A 25,928-nucleotide genomic window follows, 5' to 3' on the forward strand; every position below is an offset into this window, starting at 1 on the left:
GGATTACTCCGCCGCCACGCCCATGCGCATGCGCTCCATTTCCTCAAGCGCACGGCGGTATTCGACCGGCATGACCTTGCGGAATTTCGGACGGAACTCGCTCCAGCGGTCGAGTATATCCTTGGCGCGCGACGAGTTCGTGTAATGGAAGTGGTTCGAGATCAGCTGATAGAGACGCTCCTCGTCGTGACGCGTCATGTCCTCGGAAACGTCCACGCGTCCCTTGTGCATGAGGTCGCCGCCGTGATGGTGGAGCTTCTCCAGCATGTCGTCTTCTTCCGGAACCGGCTCCAACTCGACCATGGCCATGTTGCAGCGGGTGGCGAAATCACCCTTCTCGTCGAGAACATAAGCCACGCCGCCGGACATGCCGGCCGCGAAGTTGCGGCCCGTTTCACCGAGAACAACGACGATGCCGCCGGTCATATATTCGCAACCGTGGTCGCCGACACCTTCGACAACCGCGACCGCGCCGGAGTTGCGCACCGCGAAACGCTCGCCGGCCACGCCACGGAAATAACACTCGCCGGTGATCGCGCCGTAAAGAACGGTATTACCAACGATGATCGAGTTTTCCGCGACGATACGGGTGTTTTCCGGCGGGCGCACGATGATGCGGCCACCCGAAAGGCCCTTGCCGACATAGTCGTTGCCGTCACCCACCAGATCGAAGGTGATGCCACGGGCGAGGAAAGCGCCGAAGGACTGGCCCGCCGTCCCCTTGAGGGTGACGTGGATCGTGTCGTCCTTCAGGCCCTTGTGACCCCAGCGCTTGGCAAGCGCACCCGACAGCATGGCGCCGGCGGAACGGTCGACGTTCTTGATCGGCACTTCGAACACGACAGGTTCGCGGTTTTCGAGCGACGGCAGGGACTTCTCGATCAGCTTGCGGTCGAGAATGTCATCGATCGGATGCTTCTGGCGCTCGGTCCAGAAGGTCGCTTCCTTCGGAGCCTCGACCTTGTGGAAGATGCGGCTGAAATCCAACCCCTTGGCCTTCCAGTGCGCCAGCATCTCATCCTTCTCGAGCAGTTCGGAAGCGCCGATGATCTCGTCCAGCCTGGTAACGCCAAGCGAAGCGAGGATTTCGCGCACTTCTTCGGCCACGAAAAAGAAGTAGTTGATGACGTGTTCCGGCGTGCCCTTGAAGCGCTTGCGCAGAACCGGGTCCTGCGTCGCGACGCCGACCGGGCAGGTGTTGAGATGGCACTTGCGCATCATGATGCAGCCGGCTGCGATCAGCGGCGCGGTGGCGAAGCCGAATTCATCCGCACCGAGCAGCGCGCCGATGATGACGTCGCGGCCAGTCTTCAAACCGCCATCCACCTGCAGGGCAACGCGCGAGCGGAGACCGTTCAGCACCAGCGTCTGCTGGGTTTCGGCAAGACCGATTTCCCATGGGGAACCGGCATGCTTCAGTGAGGTGAGCGGCGAAGCGCCCGTGCCGCCATCGAAACCGGCAACGGTGATATGGTCGGCGCGCGCCTTGGCGACACCGGCCGCAACCGTGCCGACGCCGACTTCCGACACCAGCTTCACCGAAACATCGGCTTCCGGGTTGACGTTCTTCAGGTCGTAGATCAGCTGCGCCAGATCTTCGATCGAGTAGATATCGTGATGCGGCGGCGGCGAAATGAGGCCGACGCCCGGGGTGGAGTGACGGGTCTTGGCAACCGTCGCATCCACCTTGTGGCCGGGCAGCTGGCCGCCTTCGCCGGGCTTGGCACCCTGCGCCACCTTGATCTGCAGCATATCGGCATTGACGAGATATTCGGTCGTTACACCGAAGCGTCCCGAAGCGATCTGCTTGATGGCCGAGCGTTCCGGGTTCGGCTTGCCGTTCAACAGCGGCATGTAACGGTCGGATTCTTCGCCGCCCTCACCCGTGTTGGACTTGCCGCCGATACGGTTCATGGCAATCGCAAGCGTGGTATGCGCCTCGCGGCTGATCGAGCCGAAGGACATGGCGCCAGTCGAGAACCGCTTGACGATATCAGCCGCCGGCTCGACATCGTCGATGGAAACCGGCTTGCGGCCGAGCGCTTCCGCCGACTTGACCTTGAACAGGCCGCGAATGGTGTTCATGCGCAGCGCCGTCTCATTCACCATGCCGGCGAATTCGCGGTAGCGATCCTGGCTGTTGCCACGCACGGCGTGTTGCAGCGAGGCGACGGCATCCGGCGTCCAGGCGTGGCTTTCGCCGCGCATGCGATAGGCGTATTCGCCGCCGATATCGAGCGTGTTGGCAAGGATCGGATCCTTGCCGAAGGCAGCCGTGTGGCGCGTTACGGTTTCTTCGGCAATCTCCGTCAAGCCGACGCCTTCGATGGAGGTGGCGGTACCGAAGAAATACTTCTCGACGAATTCCGAAGAAAGGCCGATGGCGTCGAAGATCTGCGCGCCGCAATAGGACTGGTAGGTGGAAATGCCCATCTTGGACATGACCTTGAGGATGCCCTTACCCACAGCCTTGATGTAGCGATAGACCACTTCATCGTCGGAGACTTCCTTCGGGAAGGCGCCGTGCTTGTGCATGTCAAGCAGCGTGTCGAAGGCGAGATAGGGGTTGATCGCTTCGGCACCATAACCGGCCAGCAGACAGAAATGGTGGATTTCGCGCGGCTCACCGGTTTCGACGACGAGACCGACGGAGGTGCGCAGCCCCTTGCGGATCAAGTGATGGTGCACGGCGGCGGTCGCCAGAAGGGCGGGGATCGCAATACGGTCCGGGCCGAGCTGGCGGTCGGAGAGAACGATGATGTTGTAACCGCCGCGAACGGCCGATTCCGCGCGCTCGCACAGGCGGTCGAGCATTTCAGGCATGCCTTCGGCGCCGCGCTCCACATCATAGGTGAAGTCGAGCGTCTTGGTGTCGAAACGGTCTTCCGTGTGGCCGATGGAGCGGATCTTTTCCAGATCGCCATTGGTCAGGATCGGCTGGCGCACTTCCAGACGCTTGGCGCGGGCGGCACCTTCATGATCAAGAATGTTCGGGCGGGGACCGATGAAGGACACGAGGCTCATGACAAGCTCTTCGCGGATCGGATCGATCGGCGGGTTGGTGACCTGCGCGAAGTTCTGCTTGAAATAGGTGTAAAGCAGCTTCGACTTTTCCGACATGGCCGAGATCGGCGTATCGGTGCCCATGGAGCCGATGGCTTCCTGACCGGTGGTCGCCATCGGCGACATCAGGAGCTTGGTATCTTCGCTGGTGTAGCCGAAGGCCTGCTGACGGTCGAGCAGCGACACGTCACGGCGCAGCGCGCGCGGTTCTACCGGCTTCAGCTCTTCGAGGATGAGCTGCGTGCGGTCGAGCCAGGTGCGATAGGGGTGCTTGGCGGCAAGCTCGTGCTTCACTTCCTCGTCGGAAACGATGGAGCCCTTTTCCATGTCGATCAGCAGCATCTTGCCGGGCTGCAAGCGCCACTTCTTGACGATGCGCTCTTCCGGCACGGGCAGCGTGCCGGCTTCCGACGCCATGATGATGCGGTCGTCATCGGTGACGAGGTAACGCGCCGGACGCAGGCCATTGCGGTCGAGCGTCGCGCCGATCTGCTTGCCGTCAGTGAAGGCGACGGCGGCCGGGCCGTCCCACGGCTCCATCAGCGCTGCGTGATATTCGTAGAATGCCTTGCGTTCAGCAGACATGGACTGGTTGCCGGCCCAGGCTTCCGGGATCAGCATCATCACGGCATGGGCCATGGAGTAGCCGCCGCGCACGAGGAATTCGAGCGCGTTGTCGAAGCAGGCCGTATCCGACTGGCCTTCATAGGAGATCGGCCAGAGCTTGGAGATATCGTCGCCGAACAGCACGGAGGAAACCGACGCCTGACGCGCCGCCATCCAGTTGACGTTGCCACGCAGTGTGTTGATTTCGCCGTTATGGGCGACCATGCGGTAGGGGTGCGCCAGCTTCCAGGACGGGAAGGTGTTGGTCGAAAAACGCTGATGCACGAGGGCGACGGCGGATTCGAAACGCGGATCGGCCAGATCCTTGTAATAGGCGCCCACCTGATAGGCGAGGAACATGCCCTTGTAGACGATGGTCGAGGAGGAGAGTGAAACGGGATAGAAATCCTGCGTTTCCTTGCCGCCGCCCTCGTCATAGATACGGTTGGACAGTACCTTGCGGATCAGGAACAGCTTGCGCTCGAAATCGGCATTGCTTGCGGCATCGCGGCCGGCACCGATGAAGACCTGCACGTGGTGCGGTTCGGTCGCTGCGATATCCGGCGCCTTGGAGAGCGAGGAATTATCGACCGGCACATCGCGGAAGCCGAGGAACTGCTGCCCCTCTTCGCCGATGACGTCGACGATGACCTTCTTGTAATGCTCGATGCGGGAAGGATCGCGCGGCATGAAGATGTGGCCGACGGCATATTCACCGGCCTTCGGCAGGGTGACGCCCTGCGCCGCCATTTCCTCGCGGAAGAAGCGGTCGGGGATCTGCACGAGAATGCCCGCACCATCGCCCATCAGGGGATCGGCGCCGACGGCACCGCGATGCGTCAGGTTTTCGAGGATGAACAGGCCGTCCTTGACGATCTGGTGCGACTTGGCACCCTTCATATGGGCAACGAAGCCAACACCACAGGCATCATGTTCATTGGCCGGATCGTAAAGACCCTGCCTTTCCGGCAAACCGCCCGCGAAACGCGCTTTCGCAGAAACGGGTGCGGCCGCAGCCGCGGTGGGACAGTCTGTGGTCAGGGTGGCGGCGGCGATTTCCGCCTGCGGCTTGTTCGTCATTTTTGTCCCTCCTGCAAAATTACTTGCATGGTTTCATGCGAAGATCCGGCTCGACACGAATTTTCGCTTCCCGCAAAATCCGCATTCAATCCGGCTCGACCAAATTTAGGACAGCAAAGCTGTCTCAATTCACGAGGATTTTGGCAGAAACAGGCGAATTTAGCAAGGGCGTGAATCCAATTAGTGAAAGCCCCTTTTGCAGCGAAGTTTCGATACTGACCTATTGGGCGAAACTTTCTTATCGCAAAACCCGCAGAGCCATTGCTTTCATTGCCGGATTTGCCAATCGCAATCTTAGGTCATAGAACTTTGCCGTTCATCGCGCCACGCATTCCCAAACCAGAACCCCAGCCATCGGAAAGCCTTCAGAGATGTTTTTTGCTTCAGACAATTGGGCCGGCGCCCACCCTGCCGTCAACGAACGGCTTTCGCGGGAATCCACGCGCTTTGCCGCCGCCTACGGCACCAGCGAACTCGATCTCTCCATCGAAAAGCGCTTCAACGAGATTTTCGAGCGCGAGGTCGCGGTGTTTTTCGTCGCCACCGGCACGGCGGCCAATTCGCTTTCGCTGGCCAGCATCGCCCGCGCCGGCGGCCTGACCTTCTGTCACTCCGAAGCGCATGTGATCGAGGACGAATGCGGCGCGCCGGATTTCTTTTCCGGCATGCGCATGGTCGCCGTCGAGGGACCGAACGGCAAGATGTTGCCGGAGAATCTCATCGAGCGCATTGCGCGTTATCCGCAGGATGCCGTGCATCACGGCCGCGCCGCAGCCATCACCATGACGCAGGCGACCGAAGCCGGCACGGTCTACACGCTCGATGAAATCGACGCCATCGCCAAAATCGCAAAAGACAACGGCCTGCCACTGCATATGGATGGCGCACGTTTCGCCAATGCGCTGGCCGCCCTCGGCACCACGCCCGCCGAAATGACCTGGAAACGCGGCGTCGACGTCCTGTCTTTCGGCGGCACGAAAAATGGCTGCTGGTGCGCAGAAGCCATCGTCTTCTTCGATCCCTCACTCGCCCGGGATTTTTCCTTCCTGCGCAAGCGCACCGCCCAGCTTTTTTCCAAGTCGCGCTTCATCGCCGCGCAATTCGAGGCCTATCTGCAGGACGATCTGTGGCTTGGGCTCGCCAGCCACGCCAATGCCATGGCTAATCGCCTGCGCGCCGGTTTCGCTTCGCTGAACAGCGCCCGCCTTGCCTGGCCGACCCAGGCCAATGAAGTTTTCGCCATTCTGCCAAAGGCCGCCGCAGAAGCCGCCACGGCAAAGGGTGCGAAGTTCTACGACTGGCTGGAGCCGCGCGACATGCCGGAAAAGGTCGGCAAGGACGAAGTGCTGATCCGTATGGTCACCAGCTTCGCGACGACCGAGGCCGATGTCGACGAGTTCCTGTCGATCTGCGCCGCCGTTTGACAAACATCAGGGCGTCGCATCGCGACGCCCTCACACCTCCTGCAGCCGGTAACCCACACCGGTTTCCGTCAGGATATAGCGCGGCTGATCCGGGATTTTTTCGATCTTCTGGCGAAGCTGGCGCACATAGACCCGCAAATATTGCACGTCGGTCAGTTCGTCCCATACATGCTCCAGCAGGAAACGGTGCGTCAGCACCTTGCCCGCATGCTGCACCAGAACCCGCAGGATGTCATACTCCTTGGGCGAGAGCTTCACCTCCCGGTCCTCCACCTTGACGATGCGCCGGACCAGATCGACGGAAAGATCTCCGGTCTGGAACACCGGCCTCTCCCCCTGGCTTTGCAGACGATGGCGCAGGGCGACGCGGATGCGGGCGACGAGTTCGTTCATGCCGAAAGGCTTGGTGATATAGTCATCTGCCCCCAGTTCCAGCGCCTTCACGATACCCGCCTCATCCGTGCGGCTGGAGAGAATGATGACCGGCAGCGCCAGCCCTTCGCCGCGCCATTTTGCCAGAAGATCATGCCCCGACATATCCGGCAGGCCGAGATCGAGAACGACGAGATCTGGCTTGTCCTGACTGACCAGCTCCATGGCCACCTTCGCATTCATCGCCTCGCTCACCGCATATTCTTGGGTCGACAGCCCTACGCGCAAAAGCTTGCGGATCGGTGGTTCGTCGTCGACAATCAGAATACGAACGGCGGAATTGGTCATTCCCGATCTCCTTCAGCGGCATAGCTGCTTGTCGCCGGCAATCGCGCCTTAATCATGGTCTATCACCGGCGCATCGGCGGGAACCGGCAGACTGACGGTAAATTGCGCACGGTACGACCCGACCTGTTTTCCGCGCGGATCGAACCGCCCATGGCCTCGATGAACCCCTTGCAGATCGACAGCCCCAGGCCCGTTCCGGCCTGCACATGGTCCGCCTTGCGCACCCGGTAGAAACTGTCAAAGACCCGTTCCGTATCGTCGGGCGGAATACCCGGCCCCGCATCGGCCACGGAGAGGAAGATATTCTTGCCCTGCCGCCACCCACGAATCTCGATGGCTGTATGTTCGGGAGCGTATTTGGCGGCATTGTCGATGAGATTGAACAGGACCTGTTCGAAAAGCACGGGATCGACCTTCAGCATCGGCAGGTCGGAGGGAATATCCAGAACGATCTCGTGCCTGACGACGATTTTCGCGGCGCGCGAAAGCGCGGTTCCGACCATGTCGCCGACGAAATGCAGACCGTAATTCGGTTCCATCGCGCCTGAACCTATCCGCGTCATATCAAGAAGATTGGAGATGAAGCGGTTCAGCCGCTCGGATTCCTCGACGATCGTCGAAAGCAGTTCGGCGCGCGCATCTGGCGGGATGTCCTCGGCGAAATCCTTCAGCGTTCCCGCCGAACCCAGAATGGCCGCAAGCGGCGTTTTAAGGTCGTGGGAGATGGATGTCAGGAGCGCGGTGCGCAGCCGGTCGGTTTCCGCCGCGAGCCTTGCCCGGTCGACATCCGAGACGAGCTGAATCCGCTCGATGGCGAGCGCCGCCTGATCGGCCAGGGCATCGAACAGCCGCTGCTGTTCCGGCGTCAGAAGCGGGCCGAGCCGGTCATCGTCCAGCCCCACCACGCCGACGGCGCCGCTGCCGGTGCGCAGGGGCAGATAAAGACGTTTGGCGCCGGGCAGCGTATCCGCACCCCTGCCGGCAGCCTTGTTATGTTCCCAGGCCCATTGCGCGGCGGCAATATCGGCATCCACCAGCGTATCGTCCGGCGGATACCCCGCCTTGACCGTGATCGTATTGTTTTCTGGCAACAGCAGAACGATCCGAACCTTCAGCATCGAGGCCATCTGGAAAGCGGCTGCCCACAACACATCGTCCAGCGTTCCCGTCACCGAAAGCTTCTTGGAGAACAGATATAAATCTTCCGTCGTTCGCGCCCTTGCCCGCGCGGCGGCGGCCTGCCGTTGCACGGCCGCCGTGAGATTGGAGGCGACAAGCGCCACGCCGAAATAAAACAGCAGCGCCACGACACTTTCCGGATCGCGAACGGTCAGGGTGTAACGCGGCTCAAGGAAGAAAAAATTGAATGCAAAAGCGCCGAGCAGGGAAGCATAAAGCGCTGGCCCCAGCCCGCCGCGCACGGCGGCGGCCAGAACCGCCATCAGGAACACCAGCGCCAGATTTCTGACATCGAGCGTCTGATCGAGCACGATGCCGGCCACGATCGCCAGGCCGACGAACAGGGTGCTGTTAAGATAAGGCCTTATGGAACGATGCGATTGCGCCGAGGCCGGCTTTGCGGCCTGGCCCAGCTTCTCGTCTTTTTTATCGCCGGAAATGACGTGAACGCTGATATCGCCCGCATGGTCGATCAGATCATGCGTCAGCGAACGCTGAAAAATCCGCTGCCACCACGATTTTCGAGGGCGGCCGATGATGATGTGGGTGAAATTATTGGCGTTGGCGTAGGAGATGATCTCCCGCGTCAGATCGAGCGCCGGCAGGGTCACCGTTTCGCCACCGAGCTGCTGGGCAAGCCGCATCGTGCCGGCCAGCCGGTCCTTCTCCGCCTCCGACAATTGTTGCGAACGCGGCGTATCGAGATGCAGCGCCGTCCATGGTGCGCGCAGGCGATCCGCCTGCCGGCGGGCATAACGCACCAGCCCCGGACCGTTGCCACCATGATCGAGGCAGACCAGAACCCTGTCTCCTGCCGCCCATGGGCCGGAAATGGCATGCGACTGCATGTGGTTGAGCAATTGCTCGTCCACCCGTTGCGCGGTGCGCCGCAGCGCAAGTTCGCGTAGCGCGGTCAGATTGCCACGCGAAAAATAATTCTCGATGGCGCGCCGGGCGGTGCGGGGCAGGTAAACCTTGCCATCCTGCAGACGCTTGATCAGATCGTCTGGCGTAATATCGATGATTTCGACATCGTCGGCCCGGTCGATGATGCTGTCGGGCACCGTTTCGCGAACGCGGATGCGGGTGATCTGCGCAACGACATCGTTCAGGCTTTCGACATGCTGTATGTTCAGCGTCGTATAGACATCGATACCCTGCGCGAGGATTTCCTGAACATCCATGTAGCGCTTGGGGTGGCGGCTGCCGGCGGCATTGGTGTGGGCCAGTTCATCGACCAGAACCAGGGCGGGACGACGGGCGAGAATGGCATCGAGATCCATCTCTTCCAACACCTGACCGCGATAATCGATACGCCGGCGCGCGATGATCTCGAAACCCTGCACCAGCGTTTCGGTTTCCCGGCGGCCATGGGTTTCCACAACGCCGATGACGGCATCCACCCCATCGGCCAGCTTCGCACGGCCGGACATCAGCATTTCATAGGTCTTGCCGACGCCGGGCGCTGCCCCCAAAAAAATCTTCAGCCGGCCCCGCGCCTCGCGCCGGGCGTTTTCCAGCAGCGCATCGGGCGATGGTCGGCTCGGCATATCGCGATTGTCGTCAGGCATTTAACCCACCAGTGTCGAGGCTATGGCTTGCGAACAAGCCATAGCCATTTCAGTTCATGAGCCGGCTGCGTCAAGAGCCATGTTGAGCGCCAGCACATTCACGACCGGCTCTCCCATGAATCCGAGTTCCGGTCCTTCGACATGGCGCTCGACGATGGCGCGCAGGGATGCCTCATCCATGCCCCTTGCTTTGGCGACGCGCGGCACCTGAAAATAAGCGGCCTCCGGCGAAACATGCGGATCAAGGCCGCTGCCCGAGGCCGTCACCAGATCGGCCGGAACCTCGGCCGTCGGATTTTCGACTTTTGCGGCCTCGTAATCCTGTTTCACCCGGTCGATGAGCTTGGCGCTCGTCGGGCCGAGATTGGAGCCGGACGACGAAGCGGCATTGTAACCGTCACCGGCAGCCGATGGCCTGCCGTGGAAATATTTTTCGCCGGCGAAGGCCTGGCCGATCAATTGCGACCCGACCACGGCGCCATTTTTCTCGACCAGGCTGCCATTCGCCTGGAAGGGAAAGATCGCCTGCGCCAAACCCGTCATGCCCAAGGGATAGGCAAGGCCGGTGATGGCGGTGGTGGCGAGGATGAGCACCAGTGCGGGACGAAGCTGTCTAAACATTGTCTTTACTCCTCAGGCGAGACCAAGCGCCGTAATAGCGAGGTCGATGGCCTTGATGCCGATGAAGGGAACGATGATGCCGCCGAGGCCATAGATGACCAGATTGCGCGACAGCAGCGCACCCGCGCCGATCGGACGATATTTGACGCCCTTCAGCGAGAGCGGGATCAGCGCGATGATGATGAGCGCGTTGAAGATGATGGCCGACAGGATGGCGCTCTGCGGTGTCGAAAGCCCCATCACGTTCAGAACGCCAAGCTGCGGATAGAGCGCCAGGAACATCGCCGGGATGATGGCGAAATATTTGGCGATGTCGTTGGCAATGGAGAACGTCGTCAGCGCCCCGCGCGTCATCAGCAACTGCTTGCCGATTTCGACGATCTCGATGAGCTTGGTCGGATCGCTGTCGAGATCGACCATGTTGCCGGCCTCACGGGCCGCAACCGTGCCGGTGTTCATGGCAACCCCGACATCGGCCTGCGCCAGCGCGGGAGCGTCATTGGTGCCGTCGCCGCACATGGCGACAAGCTTGCCCTTTGCCTGCTCCTCGCGGATCAGATCCAGCTTGTTTTCCGGTGTCGCCTGGGCGAGGAAATCATCGACACCTGCTTCCGCCGCTATTGCCGCAGCCGTCATGGGATTGTCGCCGGTGATCATCACCGTGCGGATGCCCATACGGCGAAGCTCCGCAAAACGCTCGCGAATGCCACCCTTGACGATGTCCTTCAGCTGCACAACGCCGAGCAATTTTCCATCGCGCACGACAGCGAGCGGCGTGCCGCCGGTCTTGGCGATCTCTTCCGCAATTGCCCGGATGCCGCGCGTGGCGTCCGTTTCGGTTTTGACGGCAAGCGCCACATTGCCCTGTTGCGGAGCGCCGCCATCAACATAGGCAAGAACGGCATCGACTGCGCCCTTGCGAATGGAGGAACCTTCGAAATCGACACCGCTCATTCGGGTCTGGGCGGTGAAAGGTACGAAATTCGCATGGAGTTTCTGCATGTCACGGGCGCGGATGCCGTATTTTTCCTTGGCCAGAACCACGATCGAGCGGCCTTCCGGCGTTTCGTCGGCAAGGGAGGCAAGCTGCGCCGCATCGGCCAGTTCCTGCTCGGAAACGCCGGCAACGGGACGAAACTCGGTCGCCTGACGGTTGCCAAGGGTGATGGTGCCGGTCTTGTCGAGCAGCAGCGTATCCACATCGCCGGCAGCCTCGACGGCGCGGCCGGACATGGCCAGCACATTGAAACGCACCAGCCTGTCCATGCCGGCGATGCCGATGGCGGACAGAAGCGCACCGATGGTGGTCGGGATGAGCGTCACGAACAGTGCCACCAGCACGATAATCGGGATCGAACCTCCGGCATAGGCCGCGAAACTCGGAATGGTGGCTGTGGCCAGAACGAAGATCAGCGTCATGCCGGCCAGCAGAATATTGAGCGCGATCTCGTTCGGCGTCTTCTGGCGTTCCGCGCCTTCGACGAGCGAAATCATCCGGTCGAGAAAGGTGGAACCGGCAGCGGCAGTGATGCGAACCCTGATCCAGTCCGACAGCACCTGCGTGCCGCCGGTAACCGCCGAGCGGTCGCCACCGGATTCGCGGATGACGGGGGCGGATTCACCAGTGATGGCCGCCTCGTTGACGGAGGCGACACCTTCGATGACCTCGCCGTCGGAGGGGATGATATCGCCCGCCTCGACGAGAACGACATCGTTGACCTTCAGGCTGGTGCCCGCCACCATCTTATACTGGTTGCGGTCATCGCCGGTGAGCAGTTTCGCCTGGGTTTCGGTGCGGGTCCGGCGCAGCGAATCCGCCTGCGCCTTGCCGCGCCCTTCGGCGACAGCTTCCGCGAAATTGGCGAACAATACGGTAAACCAGAGCCAGAGATTGATCTGGAAGGAAAAGCCGAGATTGGCGCCGCCCATGATGAGATCGCGGATGAACAGCACTGTTGTCAGCACCGACACCGTCGCGACCACGAACATGACCGGATTACGCGCCAGCGTGCGTGGGTTGAGCTTTTTGAATGCGGCGGCAATCGCCGGCACGAGAATGCGAGAATCGAGGATGCTCGCTTGTTTGGACTGGCTCATGAAGAGGCTCCAGCGTTTGAAACAGGGCGACCGATAAAGGTCGATCAGCCCGTGATAACTTCGAGAGCGACAACGGCGGCGACGAGAGCCGCCATCATCGCGAGAATGACATTGGAAGCGCACCAGCCGCCGGGCGTGGCGCTCCCTTTGACGGGAGCGCCTTTGCGGGCGGAGACGATGCGGTTACTTCGGGACTTGTCGTACATGGCGTCACCTCAGAAGAGCTGGCCTGCCGCCATCACCAGATGTTCGGCAACGGGGCCGAGCGCCAGTGCAGGCAGGAAGGTAAGGCCGCCGACAATCAGGATCGTGCCGACAAGCAGGCCGACGAAAAGCGGGCCATCCGTCGGGAAGGTGCCAGCCGAGGCCGGAACGGTCTTCTTGGTGACCAGCGAACCGGCAATAGCCAGTGCCGGAATGATGACCAGAAAACGTCCCATCAGCATGCCGAGACCAAGCGTGATGTTGTACCAGGTGGTGTTGCCTGTGAGGCCGCCGAAGGCCGAGCCGTTATTGGCGGCCGCCGAGGTATAGGCATAGAGAATTTCGGAGAAGCCGTGCGGCCCCGCCGTGCCGATTGACGCGACCGCCGAGGGCAGGACGGTGGCCGTTGCCGTGAAGACCAGCATGGCGAGCGGCAGGCAGAGAATGGCCAGAACCGCCATCTTCATTTCCTTGGCCTCGATCTTCTTTCCGAGATATTCCGGCGTGCGCCCGACCATCAGACCCGCCACGAAGATGGCGATGACGATGAAGAGCAGAATGCCGTAGAAACCCGCGCCGACACCGCCGACGATCACCTCGCCCAGTTGCATGTTGATAAGCGGGATAAGACCGCCCAGCGCCGTGAAGCTGCCGTGCATGGCGTTGACCGCGCCGCAGGAGGCGGCGGTGGTGATGACCGCGAAGAGCGACGAGAGCGCCACGCCGAAGCGGACCTCCTTGCCCTCCATATTGCCGCCGGCAAGACCGAAGCCGTGCATCAGCGGGTTTCCGGCCGCTTCCGCCCAATAGGTGACGGCGACACCGGCGATGAACAGCACGCCCATGGCGGATAGGATCGCCCAGCCCTGGCGCTGGTTGCCGACCATGCGGCCGAAGACGTTGGTAAAGGCTGCGCCGATGGCGAAGATCGACACCATCTGGATCATATTGGAAATGGCGTCCGGGTTTTCGAACGGGTGTGCGGAATTCGCGTTGAAGAAGCCGCCGCCGTTAGTGCCCAGCATCTTGATCGCCAGCTGCGACGCCACGGGACCAACCGCAATCGTCTGCTGCACCCCTTCCAGCGTCTGGGCATTCACATAGGCGCCCAGCGTCTGCGGCACGCCAAGCCAGACATAAACAAAGGTCAGCAGGATGCAGAGGGGTAAAAGCACGTAGAGGGTCGAGCGGACCATATCCACCCAGAAATTGCCGATCGCCTTGCCGGAAGCGCGGGAAAACGCGCGGATCAGGCCCATGGCGATGGCCATGCCTGTTGCGGCGGAAACGAAGTTCTGCACGGTGAGACCCGCCATCTGGGTCAGATAGGACAGGGTACTTTCGCCGCCATAATTCTGCCAGTTGGTGTTGGTGACGAAGCTGATCGCCGTATTGAAGGACAATTCCGGCCCCACGGCCGCCATTCCCTGCGGATTATAGGGCAGCACCGCCTGAAAGCGCATCAGGGCATAAAGCAGGGCAAAACCGAGCAGGTTGAAGAGAAGCATGGAGAAAGCATAGGTCGTCCAGTGCTGTTCCTCACGCTCGCTTGTCCCGGCAAGGGCATAAAGGCCGCGCTCGACGGGTGCGAGAACCGGCGACAGCAGGGTGCGCTCGCCATTAAAGACACGCGCCATATAGAAGCCGAGCGGCTTCACCAGCACAAAAATGATCCCGCAAAACAGCAGAATCTGAAACCATCCATTGAGGGTCATGGTATTGAACTTTCAATAGCCGCCGCTTCCCGATCAGAAACGTTCGGGGCGAATGAGAGCATAGGTGAGATAGGCGGCGATAAAGACCGTGACGGCACCGCTCAAGATATAGTCGAATGTCATCGCAGCCTCCCGTCTAAAGCCGGTCGCAGGCGCGCGTATAGGCAAAGCAGAGGGCGAAAAACAGCGTGGCTGCGCCGATCAGAACAACATCCATCATCGATGGGACTCCTTTTTATTCGAGGAGCCGGACAGGAAGAAAAGCGCCGTCATGTGGGACGTCGCTTTTCATTCTTTCTGGCTGAGAAGGGAACACCATCCCTTCACGCACAGAAGAATGCACCCGAACCGCATAAAGGTTCGAGACGGCCACAGAGACAATAAAATAGGAATCCTATAGGAATTTCGATGCCCGCCGGTCGCGGGCATCGCTGCCGCTACTTAGAGTTTTGACGCATTTCCGGACGGAAAACCGGGGTCCACTTTTCCTGGAAATGCTCTAAGCGAGCGGGCTGTCACCGAAAGCGGAAACGATGGTTTCCGCCGGACTTTTACCGGCCAGCAGCGCGGCCAGCAAAATGCGGGCCTGGCCCGGGCGAAGCGTGGATGAATGCACGGCGCCGGCCGCGACAAGATCATGCCCGCCGCCGCCGCCGCCATAAGTCGCCACCAGCAGCCCTTCCGGCACGCGGCTGGAAACGATGACGGGAACGCCGCGTTCGGCGCAGCGCTTCACGGCTTCAGCGATACGCGGATTGGCGTTGCCCGAACCGAGTGCGGCAAGCACGATGCCTTTCGCGCCCGCCTGCAGGCTTGCATCGATATGGGTCGCGTCACAGCCGGGATGAATGGCGACGATATCGACGCGTTGATCGGTTACCGGGGCGGAAAGCCGCAGCGTTGCGCCAGCAGCCAGCGGCCGGGCGGAGCGGAAGGCGTCCGCCTCGTCCGCGCTCAGCTTATAAAGCCCCCAGGCCGGCAGACAGCGGCCGCCGAAGGAGAGGAGCACGCCTTTTGCGGCATTCGCCTGATCGAGCGCTGTCTCTATGGCCCGGGCCAGATTGGCCGGCCCGTCCGCGTCCTTATGGTCTGCGGTAAACTGTGCGCCGGTGAAGACCACCGGCTTTGTGATGGCCCGCTGCAAATGCACGAGCAGCGAGGATTCTTCCATGGCGTCGGTGCCATGCAGAACCACGATGCCGGCAATAGCGGGATCATCGAGCTCGGCGCCCACCGCATCGCTGATGCGCTGCATGTCTGCCAGTGTCAGGCTGGAGGAATCCTTCGCCATCAGATCGACCGGCTTCAGCCGGGCGTTGATCTGCGGAACCAGCACCAGCAGATCCTCGCCCGAAAGGCTGGGCGTGCTGACGCCATCGGCACCACGCCGGCTGGCGATGGTGCCGCCGGTGGCGATGACCGCCACCAGAGGCGTTGCGTCGTGCCCGCTCACTGCGATGCTCCCGCACGCTCGTCCGCAAGGCGGTAGATGCGGTCACGCAAGAGATACCAGCCGATGACGAGCGCCGGGATGATGATCAGCAGCGAGGCGATGGTCCAGGAGCCGACGGGATAATCGAAGGCCATCAGCACCAGCACGCCGAACAGGAAGATGAGCGTGAGAATGCCGGTATAGGGCGCGCCGAACATGCGGAAATCCGGACGCACGAGTTCACCGCGCTCAGAAAGCTGCCAGAGCTTCAACTGGCAGAGCACGATGACGGCCCATGCGCAGATAATGCCGAGCGCCGAAAGGTTGAGCGCGATCTCGAAGGCCGAAGCGGGAACGACAGCGTTCAGCGCCACACCAAGAACAGTGACGACGGCGGTCACCGCGATGCCGCCATAGGGCACGCCGTTCTTGTTCATCTTCGCAAGTGCTGCCGGCGCCGAACCGGAAACCGCCATCGAATGCAGGATGCGACCGGTAGAATAAAGCCCGGCATTGAGCGAGGACAGCACGGCGGTCAGAACCACGAGGTTCATGATCACGTCGGCGCCCTGCACGCCGATGGAACCGAAGAACGTGACGAAGGGGCTCTCGCCGGCCTTATAGGCGGTATAGGGCAGAAGCAGCGCGAACAGCAGCACCGAACCGACATAAAAGACCACGAGACGCAGGACCACGGCGCGGATGGCGCGGGGCATAACCTTGCGCGGGTCTTCCGTCTCGCCTGCCGCCGTGCCGATCAGTTCGATGGATGCATAAGCGAAGACGACGCCCTGTATGATCACGAAGGCTGGCAAAATACCGTTCGGGAAAAAGCCGCCATTATCGGTGATGATGCTGAAGCCGGTGACGTGGCCTTCGATGGGGGTGCCGAAGATGACGAAATAAATGCCGACCACGAGGAAGATCGCAAGCGCCAGCACCTTGATGAGGCTGAACCAGAATTCAAGCTCGCCGAAGACTTTCACCGACAGCATGTTCATCGCCAGCACGACCAGAAGTGCCGTCATCGCGAAGACCCACTGGTCGATACCAGCGAGCCACGGAACATATTGCTTGAAGAAATTCATGTAGAGGGCGACGGCGGTCACATCCGCCACAGAAGTCATGGCCCAGTTCAGCCAATACATCCAGCCGGCCGCAAAGGCCATCTTCTCGCCGTAGAACTCACGGGCATAGGACACGAAGGAGCCGGAGCTCGGGCGATGCATGATCAGTTCGCCAAGTGCGCGCAGCACCAGAAACGCGAAGAAGCCGCAAAGTGCATAAACGAAGACCAGCGCCGGGCCGGCCTGCGCCAGACGCCCGCCCGCACCGAGGAAAAGCCCGGTGCCGATGGCGCCGCCAATGGCGATCATCTGGATCTGACGCGGCTTGAGGGCCTTGTGGTAACCGAGATCTTCTTCGACGAAGACCTCACGGTCGGCAGACGCCGTTTTCCCAGAATGCATGGATATTTATCCTCCCGATAAAGTGCTTGCAGTCGGCGATAAGCCGGAAATGAAAATGAAACTGGCACAGTCCGCGCTGGAATATGGCCAGCATGCATGCTCATGCGCGCTGTAAAGCTGCATGACAGATTTTCGCCCCTCATAATGGCAGATAATGCCGTTCGTCAAGCGTATTCGATATGATTGACCTTCTCCTCCACCCCAATTAAGGTCAAAAAATCTGTAAGACAGCTTTACAGATATAGCAACGCTTAAAAGCCAGTGGAGGAAAAAGTGAGCGTGACGCGCAAGGAGCATGATTTGCTCGGGACGAAGGAAATTCCGGCGGATGTCTATTGGGGCGTGCACACGGCGCGCGCCGTGGAAAACTTCAAGATCACCGGGGTGACCATCGGCCACAACCCCTATCTCGTCCGGGGACTGGCCTATGTGAAGGAGGCGGCGGCACGCGCAAACCACGAGCTTGGCCTTCTCGACGCCGAACGAACGGAAGCCATCGCCGCGGCCTGCCGCGAAATCCGCGCCGGCGCGCTGCATGAGCAGTTCGTGGTGGATGAAATTCAGGGCGGAGCCGGCACCTCCACCAACATGAACGCCAATGAGGTCATCGCCAACCGTGCACTCGAACTGCTCGGTCACGAAAAAGGCGATTATGCCCGCCTTCACCCGAACGATCATGTCAATCTCAGCCAGTCGACCAACGACGCCTATCCGACTGCAATCAATGTCGGGCTGATCGAGGCCATCGACGATCTGGCGGCTTCCATGGGCGTGCTGAAGGATGCCTTCGACCGCAAGGCGCAGGAATTCGCCGGCTTCATCAAGATTGGCCGCACGCAATTGCAGGACGCCGTGCCGATGACGCTCGGCCAGGAATTCCGCACCTTCGTGGTGATGCTGGGAGAAGATCAGGCGCGCCTCATCGAATCCGCAGCACTTCTGCACGAGATCAATCTCGGCGCCACCGCCATCGGTACCGGGCTCAATGCACCGCGCGGTTATGCCGAGCTTGCCTGCCAGCACCTGGCGGAGCTGACCGGACGGCCGCTGGTGACGGCGGCAGACCTCATCGAAGCCACGCAGGACCCCGGCGCTTTCGTGCATCTCTCCGGCGTGCTGAAACGCGTCGCCGTGAAGCTGTCGAAAACCTGCAACGACCTTCGCCTGCTCTCTTCCGGCCCGCGCGCCGGCATCGGCGAGATCACCCTGCCCTCCGTTCAGGCGGGTTCCAGCATCATGCCGGGCAAGATCAATCCGGTCATTCCCGAAGTGGTCAATCAGGTGGCCTATGCGGTGATCGGCAATGACATCACCATCACCATGGCCGCCGAAGCCGGGCAATTGCAGTTGAACGCCTTCGAGCCGATCATCGTGCGCGCACTTTCACAGAGCATCAGTCAGCTCAGCGCGGCCTGCCGCACGCTGGCGGAACGCTGCGTCGAGGGTATCGTCGCCAATCCGGCGATCATGGCGCAGCGCGTGGAAGAATCCATTGGTCTCGCCACCGCGCTCAACCCGCTGATCGGTTATTATGCGGCGACGGAAGTGGCGAAGGAAGCGCTTGCCAGCGGCCGCACGGTGCCGCAGGTGGTTCTGGAACGCGGTTATCTCACCGATGCGCAATTGCAGCAGGCGCTGAGCCCTCGGCACCTTGCCAACCTGCCCGCCGTCACGGCTGGCGAAGCCGATCTTCGCCAATAATCGTCGTCACCACCTGCTTCACCTGCCCAAGGTGAAGCTCCATCGCCTCCCGCGCCTCGGGCGCTGAACCCCGCCGGATCGCCTCGACGATCCGGCGGTGCTCGAAATTCGAGGCGACGCGGCGACCGGCCATCAGGTTCACCATCTCGGATTGCTGGGATACGGCCTCGCGGGCATCCGCCACCACCTTGGCGAACAGTCCATTGGCCGAAGCTTCCGCAATGGCGCAATGGAATTGCCCATCCAGCAGCACCCAGGGATGCGGCCTTTCCTCGGATTCCATCCGATCGCAAAGGTCCAGCAAGACCTCCAGCTGCGCATCGGTGCGCCTCAACGCCGCCCAACCGGCCGCAGGAACCTCGATGAAAGGCCGCGCTTCGATCAGGTCGCGGGCAGAATATGTCCCGTAGTTCAATTCGGAAGGCGGCGTCGGCGTCATCACATAGGTGCCGCTTCCGGTGCGGGTCTGCGTCAGCCCCAGGGTCTGGAGCGACCGCAAAGCCTCGCGAATGATCGGCCGGCTGACGCCATATCGGGCGGCCAGATGGGCTTCGGAAGGCAGCCGGGTGCCGACCGCAAGCTGCCCCGAGGTGATGGCGGAACGGATATCATCGAACACCGCTTCTGCGGCATTCTTGCGATTGATCGGCTGCGCATCCGACAGCCAATCCGACAACCCGCCCATCTTCAAACCCTCCGCACTCTCAATATGTTCGCAATGTCACCGCAAAACCAGACAGCCGCCCAAACGCAAAGGACGGCCGCCGCTCTCGCGGCCAAGCCGACCTTCCTAACATTATCCTGCCCGCCGGAACAACGACGGCGGATATTTTTGTTGGAGCGAGGATGCAGCATCGCCGCACCCTCGCTCCGCGTCAGATATTACGCCTTGATTTCCGCTGCCTCCGGCTTGTCATCCTCACGCGGAATGCGGAACCACGCGACATAGAGCGCTGGCAGGAAAAGCAGGGTAAGCGCCGTGCCAACCACAATGCCGCCCATCATCGCATAGGCCATCGGGCCCCAGAAGATTTCCCGAGAGATGGGGATGAGGGCAAGGGTGGCCGCCGCCGCCGTCAGCATGATCGGCCGCATGCGATGCTCGGTCGCCTCGATGACGGCACGCCATGCCGAGACCCCTTCGCTTCTCAAATGCTCGATCTGCACGACGAGGATGACCGAGTTGCGGATCAGGATACCGATCAGCGCCAACACGCCGAGAATGGCGACAAACCCCATCGGTGCATTGGAGAAGAGCAGCGCCACCACGACGCCGATCAGGGCAGTCGGCGCTACGGCAAAGACCAGGAACAGCCGGCTGAAGCTCTGCAACTGGATCATTAGGATCGTCGCCATTGCAAACAGCATCATGGGCACGACAGCGACAATCGGCGCTTGCGAATCCGCGCTGGATTCCACCGAGCCGCCCGTCTCCAACGTATAGCCGACGGGAAGCACCTTCTGGAACGCCTCGATCTTCGGCTTCAGCTGCTCCACAATCGTCGCCGGCTGCGTCGGACCGATAATGGCAGCCTTGACGGTGACCGTCGGAATCCGGTCGCGACGCCAGATGGTCGGCTGCTCCAGCTCATAGCGGAAATTGGCGATTGCCGAGAGCGGCACGGCCTTGCCGTTGGTTGCCGGCAATTGCAGGTTTTGCAAGGTCTCGATGGAGCCGCGCTCCGAAAGCTGCGCCCGCGCCACCACGTTGACGAGGTAGATATCGTCCCTCACCTGCGTGACGGTGGAGCCTTCGACAATGCTGTTCATGGCATTGGCGATGTCTTCCGAGGAGACGCCGAGCTGGCGGGCCTTGTCCTGCAGAACATCGACCTTGACGACGCGCGTCGGCTCATTCCAGTCCATCACCATGTTGGACAGCAGCCGGTGTTCGCCGACGATCCCCGACAATTGCTGCCCGAGCTCGCGCACCTTCTGGATATCAGGACCGCTCAGGCGATATTGCACCGGCTTTCCGACCGGCGGACCGATATCGAGCAGTTTCACGAAAGCGTCGGTGCCGATAAAAGTCTTGTTCAGATAGTCCTGCAACTCGGCACGGACCTTGTCACGCACATCCAGCCCCTTGGTGACGATGACCGTCTGGCCGAAGGTGACATCAGGCGTCTGCACGTCGAAGGACAGGATGAAACGCGGCGCGCCTTCGCCGACATAGGTTGTCCAATGGTCGATATCCGGATTCTTGGCCAACATTTCCTGCTCGAACTGCGCCATCTGCCGGTTGGTCTCGGCAATGGAACTGTTCTGCGGCAGGTTCCAGTCAACGATCAGTTCCACGCGGTCGGATGACGGGAAGAACTGCTGCTGCACAAGGCCCATGCCGCCGACGGAAAGGCCGAACAGCGCGATGGTGAGGATAATCGTCACCCAGCGCCAGCGCAACGCCCGGCCGAGAAGCCAGGAAAAGGCGGAGGCAAAGCGGCCCTTTTTCTCATGGTGCGATTTCATCGTCTTTGGCAGGATCGTCACGCCGAGCAGCGGCGTGAACAGGACCGCGACGATCCATGACACGATCAGCGAAACGGCGATCACCACAAAAAGCGTGAAGGTGAATTCACCCGCCGCGCTGTTATTGAGACCGACCGGAATGAAACCGGCAACGGTGACCAGCGTACCGGTCAGCATCGGGAAAGCGGTCGAGGTGTAAACATAGGTCGCCGCTTTCCTGAGATCGTCTCCGACCTCAAGCCGCGCGACCATCATCTCGACGGCGATCATCGCATCGTCGACGAGAAGCCCGAGCGCGATGATGAGGGCGCCTAGAGAGATACGCTGCAGGGAAATGCCGGTATATTCCATGTAGACGAAAGTGATCGCCAGCACGAGCGGAATGGAAACGGCAACCACCATGCCGGCCCTGAGGCCAAGGCTGATAAAGCTGATGACGAGAACGATGGCGATGGCCTCGAACAGCGCCGAGGTGAAGCCCGAGACCGCCTCATCGACCACGGCCGGCTGATCGGACACGCGATGCACATCGACGCCAACAGGCAGATCAGCCACCACCCGCTTCATCTCAGCATCCAGCGCCTCACCGAAATGCAGCAGGTTCGCGCCGGTTTTCATGCCGATAGCAAGGCCGATGGCCGGCTGGCCGTTAAAGCGGAACAGCGATGACGGCGGATCGACATAACCGCGCCGGATCGTCGCCACTTCCGTCAGCGGGAAGAACCGGTTGTTGACCCGCAGGTTGATGGACCGCAGGCTGTCTTCCGAGGTGAACTGGCCGCTGACGCGCAGCGCCACGCGCTCAGGCCCGGCATTGACGAAGCCGGATTGCGTGACGGCGTTCTGGGCTTGCAGCGTCTTGATGATCGACTGCTGGTCGATGCCGAGCGCCGCGATCTGCCGCGTGGAAAACTCCAGATAGATCGTCTCGTCCTGTGCGCCGATGACATCGACCTTGCCGATATTGTCGACGGTCAGCACCTTCGCACGGGCATCTTCCACCAGATCGCGCAATTGCCGCTGGCTGAGACCGTCGCTGGTGAAGGCGTAGATATTGCCATAGACATCGCCAAAGCGGTCATTGAAGAAGGGACCGACGACGCCCGAGGGGAAATCGCCCTTGATGTCGCCGATCATGTTGCGCACCCGCACCCAGGTCGGCTCGACGTTGCGCGCCTTGGTTTCCGGCACCAGCTCCACGAAGATCGTCGTGCGGCCGGCCACCGTCTGGCTGCGCAGATGATCGAGATTGTCGAGTTCCTCGAGCTTTTTCTCGATCCTGTCGGTCACCTGCCGCGCCACTTCCTCTGCGGAAGCGCCGGGCCATTGCGCGCTGATCACCATGGTCTTGATGGTGAAGTTCGGATCTTCCTCGCGGCCGAGGTTGAGATAGGAGAAAACGCCGGCAAGAACGAAAACCAGCATGAAGTACCAGACGAGCGAACGGTGTTCGAGCGCCCAGTCGGAGAGATTGAATTTCTTCACTGACGGACCTCCTGATCGATCCTGATGGCCTGTCCATCCTTGAGCTTGTGAACGCCGGCGCTGGCAACACGTTCGCCGGGCTTGACGCCGCCGGTGATGCGCACGCTGCCGCCTTCGGCAGGCTCGCCCTCTATCGTGACCGGACGGAGCGTTACCGTTGCCGTATCGGCATTGACGATCCAGACGCCCCATCCATTGTCGGTTTTCAGCAGGGCAGATGACGGAAGCATGATCTGCGGTTCGGATGCGGCAAGCACCGAGGCCGTGACGACGGAGCCGAGCCGGAATGCCGGCGGCGCATCCTGTAGGCTGATCTTCGTGCGGCGCGTGCGCGTCGCCGTTTCGGCTTCCGGAGCGATCTCGCGCACCACACCGGTGGTGCGGATTTTCGGATCGAGCTGCAGGGCGATCTCGAAGGCGGAGCCGATCTCCAGACGCTGTGCCGCAAATTGCGGAACGTCGACCACCACATCGCGCACTTCCGGGCGGGCAATCGTCACGACCGTTTGCCCGGCCGAGACGACCTGCCCAATTTCGCCCGAGGTTGCCGTCACCACGCCGTCAAATTCCGCATGCAGCTGCGCATAACCCAGCTGTTCCTCGGCCTTGTCGAGATTGGCGCGCGCCTTGGCGACGGACGCATTGGCGGTGCGGGTGGCCTGCTCGGCCTCTTCCAGTGCCGCTTCCGTGCCGCTGCGGGCTTCCGCCAGCACACGCTGGCGCTGCTCGGTCGTCACTGCATTGGCCAGCTGCGCTTCCGCGTTGGAAAGGTCGGATTGCGCGCTCTTCACCGCAAGCTCGAGCGCCAGCGGATCAATCGACGCAACCACGTCACCCTTCTTCACCAGATCGGCGACATCGACATTGCGGGCGATAATGCGCCCGAGCACGCGAAAGCCGAGATCGGTCTGAATGCGCGATTCCACCGTGCCGGTTAGCCGCAGGGCATCGGCCGGCTTCTCTTCCACGACAACGGAAAGCACCGGGCGCGGCGCCTCGGCGGCGGCTTCCTGCTTGTCCTCGCAGGAGGAAACCGCAATCGCCACAGCCACCAAAAACAAGCTTTTGTATATACTGGACATTATTGTGCCTGCCCCTTTTCATAGGCGACCTTTTCACCGGCGCGGAGAAATTTGGTGCCGACGGTGACGACGAGATCGCCGGGATTAAGCCCCTGCGTGATGACGAATTGACCCGTCTCGTAATCGGCGACCTCGATGCGCCGCATGGCGATTTCCGAAGATTGCGTATCGACCACCCACACGGCGGGGAAGCCGTCCTGCGACGTCATCGCCGACCACGGAAGCTCAATCGCATCGACCTGTTTGAAGCGGAAATGGCCGGATACGGGCGCGCCGAGCGGCATGGTCATATCGCCGTTAAGACCCACCTTGACCCTGATCGTTCCATTGTCCGGGTCTATCGTCGGAGAAATTTCCCGCACCGGCGCCGCAACGCTGCGGGCGGGGTCCGACAGGAGGCTGACATTGACAAGATTGTCGATATCGCGCTCAAGGAAGAGGGATTCGTAGACATCGAAGACCGCATCGCGCGGCCCGTCATGCGCCAGCGTGAAGACGAGCTGGGCGGCCTGCGCCACCTGGCCGACTTCGACATTGCGCGCCGTGATAACGCCATCCGCATCCGCCCTAAGTTCGGTATAGGACAGGGCATCCCGCGCCGTATCGAGCTGCGCCTGCGCCGATCTCACTGCGCCCTGCGTCGTGAGCAGGGTTTCCTGGGCCTTGTCGACCGCCGAACGCGAGGTCACCTGCGTCTTGAAAAGGCTTTGCTGACGGTCGAACGTCAATTGCGCCTGCGTCTGCTGCGCTTCCGCTGATTGCAGGTTAGCCAGGGCGACATCGAGATCGGCCTTTTGCTCTTCGGGATCCATGCGGGCAAGCAATTGCCCGGTCTTCACCCGTGCGCCCACATCCACCAGCCGCTCGGTGATCTTGCCGCTGACGCGGAAGGACAGATCCGTCTGGACCCGTGCCTTTACTTCGCCCGTGATGACGCTACCGCGATCAACGGGCTTTTTCTCAGCCGCGACCACATCGACGGTGCGGAGCGGCTTTTCGGCGGGCGGCTCTTCATTGCTGCAGGACGACAGGGCGAAAATACCGCCAAGCGCCGCCGCGATAAGAATGGTTCTCATGGTGACCTCTTGATCTTCGCCTCATCCTATAATATTTGACTGACTGAATAGTCAATGAAATTCTTGTGCCGCTGATCGGGGAGCTGTCCGGAGTATTGGTACAGGTTCCCGAATGATCGTTCCCTTCTCGTCCGGCACATACCCGCGGGCGCATTGGTAATGTTCCGGCATATTGAAGCATGCGCGCGCCTTCACAAAAATCATTCCGGTTTTTGCGCCGGTGCTATAGGCAAACCCATCTCTCATTTCCGCCAATCGCGACGGACAGAAGGGCACGCGTCAAAAAATAGAAGGATCCGGGGCCATGGCGAAAGCAAAACTGACACGTGCTGAACAGAAGATACAACGTCCGTTGCAAATTCTCGATGCCGCATTCGAGGAATTCACCAAAAGGGGATTTACCGCGACGCGGGTGGAAGACATCGCGGAACGGGTGGGGGTGACGAAAGGGACGGTCTACGTCTATTTCGAAACCAAGGAGGCGCTCTTCGAAGCGATGGTCAAGCATGCCTCCCTGCCGTTCCAGGAGGCGTTCAAGGCCTATACGCATACATCCGACGACCCCGTCGAGGAGCTTCGCCTGCTGCTGGAATTCCTGTTCGATGCACTCGTCGACAACAAGAAGATGCGGGAACTGTTCCGGTTGATCCTTGCGGAAGGCGCAAAATTTCCCGATCTCATCGACCAGCACCATGACACGTTGATGGCGCCGGTCTTTGCGCGCATCGATACGATCCTCGAGGAAGGCGTCGCGAAAAAAAGGTTCAGGGCCAACCCTCCCGAACTCGCAAAAGTGGTGATGTCACCCATGGTCGGAACATTGGTGTTCCGGCTGATTTTCAACGACCGGCGCATTCTGGACAGACAGGCCGTCCTGAAAATACATCTCGAGCTGATCATGCGTGGGCTGCTGGCATAGGCATCATTCTTCGCG

At 61.1% G+C, this 25,928-nt stretch carries 16 protein-coding genes and 1 pseudogene; 3 read left to right on the forward strand and 14 right to left on the reverse strand.

Features of this window, described 5'->3' with window-relative positions:
- Nucleotides 1-3: 3 nt before the first annotated feature.
- Nucleotides 4-4,749 (reverse strand): glutamate synthase large subunit, encoded by a 4,746-nt coding sequence (gene gltB / locus L901_RS14005; RefSeq protein WP_020809055.1) that lies wholly within the window; start codon nt 4,747-4,749, stop codon nt 4-6.
- Nucleotides 4,750-5,120: 371 nt separating this feature from the next.
- Here gltB and L901_RS14010 point away from each other — a divergent pair, with 371 nt between their 5' ends.
- Nucleotides 5,121-6,173: a low specificity L-threonine aldolase gene (locus L901_RS14010; RefSeq protein ID WP_020809054.1), complete on the forward strand. Its 1,053-nt coding sequence runs from the start codon at nt 5,121-5,123 to the stop codon at nt 6,171-6,173.
- 30 nt (nt 6,174-6,203) lie between these two features.
- Here the strand turns inward: L901_RS14010 and L901_RS14015 are convergent, their stop codons facing one another.
- The 9 genes and pseudogenes from L901_RS14015 to L901_RS14050 form a co-directional block, all read right to left on the reverse strand.
- Nucleotides 6,204-6,893 (reverse strand): response regulator transcription factor, encoded by a 690-nt coding sequence (locus tag L901_RS14015; RefSeq protein WP_059757733.1) that lies wholly within the window; start codon nt 6,891-6,893, stop codon nt 6,204-6,206.
- Nucleotides 6,894-6,941: 48 nt separating this feature from the next.
- Nucleotides 6,942-9,643: pseudogene (locus L901_RS14020) on the reverse strand (DUF4118 domain-containing protein).
- A gap of 54 nt (nt 9,644-9,697) precedes the next feature.
- Entirely contained in the window at nt 9,698-10,264 is a 567-nt protein-coding gene (gene kdpC / locus L901_RS14025) for a potassium-transporting ATPase subunit KdpC (RefSeq protein ID WP_059757736.1), read from the reverse strand.
- 12 nt (nt 10,265-10,276) lie between these two features.
- The gene (kdpB, locus tag L901_RS14030) at nt 10,277-12,361 is read right to left on the reverse strand and encodes a potassium-transporting ATPase subunit KdpB (protein WP_059757739.1); all 2,085 of its coding nucleotides are present in this window, start codon (nt 12,359-12,361) and stop codon (nt 10,277-10,279) included.
- 44 nt (nt 12,362-12,405) lie between these two features.
- A complete protein-coding gene (locus L901_RS27420) occupies nt 12,406-12,567 on the reverse strand; it encodes a hypothetical protein (protein ID WP_183044098.1) in 162 nt (53 codons plus the stop codon).
- Nucleotides 12,568-12,576: 9 nt separating this feature from the next.
- Nucleotides 12,577-14,280: a potassium-transporting ATPase subunit KdpA gene (kdpA, locus tag L901_RS14035; protein ID WP_059757742.1), complete on the reverse strand. Its 1,704-nt coding sequence runs from the start codon at nt 14,278-14,280 to the stop codon at nt 12,577-12,579.
- A 33-nt stretch (nt 14,281-14,313) separates the two neighbouring features.
- On the reverse strand, nt 14,314-14,403 hold the full coding sequence (gene kdpF / locus L901_RS14040; protein WP_003506089.1) for a K(+)-transporting ATPase subunit F: 90 nt from the start codon (nt 14,401-14,403) through the stop codon (nt 14,314-14,316).
- 376 nt (nt 14,404-14,779) lie between these two features.
- The gene (locus tag L901_RS14045) at nt 14,780-15,733 is read right to left on the reverse strand and encodes an asparaginase (RefSeq protein ID WP_059757745.1); all 954 of its coding nucleotides are present in this window, start codon (nt 15,731-15,733) and stop codon (nt 14,780-14,782) included.
- Complete coding sequence (locus L901_RS14050; protein ID WP_003519567.1) at nt 15,730-17,181, reverse strand: amino acid permease; 1,452 nt, start codon at nt 17,179-17,181, stop codon at nt 15,730-15,732. The genes L901_RS14045 and L901_RS14050 overlap by 4 nt, the downstream gene beginning before the upstream one ends.
- Nucleotides 17,182-17,454: 273 nt before the next feature.
- Between L901_RS14050 and L901_RS14055 the strand changes: the two genes are divergently transcribed.
- Nucleotides 17,455-18,882 (forward strand): aspartate ammonia-lyase, encoded by a 1,428-nt coding sequence (locus tag L901_RS14055; protein ID WP_245289649.1) that lies wholly within the window; start codon nt 17,455-17,457, stop codon nt 18,880-18,882.
- Here the strand turns inward: L901_RS14055 and L901_RS14060 are convergent.
- From L901_RS14060 to L901_RS14075, 4 genes are all read right to left on the reverse strand, one after another.
- Nucleotides 18,851-19,567, reverse strand: coding sequence for a FadR/GntR family transcriptional regulator (locus L901_RS14060; RefSeq protein ID WP_059757752.1), 717 nt, complete (start codon nt 19,565-19,567; stop codon nt 18,851-18,853). The genes L901_RS14055 and L901_RS14060 overlap by 32 nt on opposite strands.
- A 197-nt stretch (nt 19,568-19,764) precedes the next feature.
- Nucleotides 19,765-22,836 carry an efflux RND transporter permease subunit gene (locus tag L901_RS14065; protein WP_059757755.1) on the reverse strand — a complete coding sequence of 1,024 codons (3,072 nt, stop codon included), beginning with the start codon at nt 22,834-22,836 and terminating at the stop codon, nt 19,765-19,767.
- Entirely contained in the window at nt 22,833-23,918 is a 1,086-nt protein-coding gene (locus L901_RS14070) for an efflux RND transporter periplasmic adaptor subunit (protein ID WP_059757757.1), read from the reverse strand. The genes L901_RS14065 and L901_RS14070 overlap by 4 nt, the downstream gene beginning before the upstream one ends.
- Nucleotides 23,918-24,994 carry an efflux RND transporter periplasmic adaptor subunit gene (locus L901_RS14075; RefSeq protein ID WP_059757760.1) on the reverse strand — a complete coding sequence of 359 codons (1,077 nt, stop codon included), beginning with the start codon at nt 24,992-24,994 and terminating at the stop codon, nt 23,918-23,920. Before L901_RS14075 ends, L901_RS14070 begins: the two co-directional genes overlap by 1 nt.
- Nucleotides 24,995-25,298: 304 nt before the next feature.
- Here L901_RS14075 and L901_RS14080 point away from each other — a divergent pair, with 304 nt between their 5' ends.
- On the forward strand, nt 25,299-25,913 hold the full coding sequence (locus L901_RS14080; RefSeq protein ID WP_059757763.1) for a TetR/AcrR family transcriptional regulator: 615 nt from the start codon (nt 25,299-25,301) through the stop codon (nt 25,911-25,913).
- Nucleotides 25,914-25,928 lie beyond the last annotated feature (15 nt).

The organism is Agrobacterium sp. D14, from assembly GCF_001526505.1.
GTDB classification, from domain to species: domain Bacteria; phylum Pseudomonadota; class Alphaproteobacteria; order Rhizobiales; family Rhizobiaceae; genus Agrobacterium; species Agrobacterium leguminum.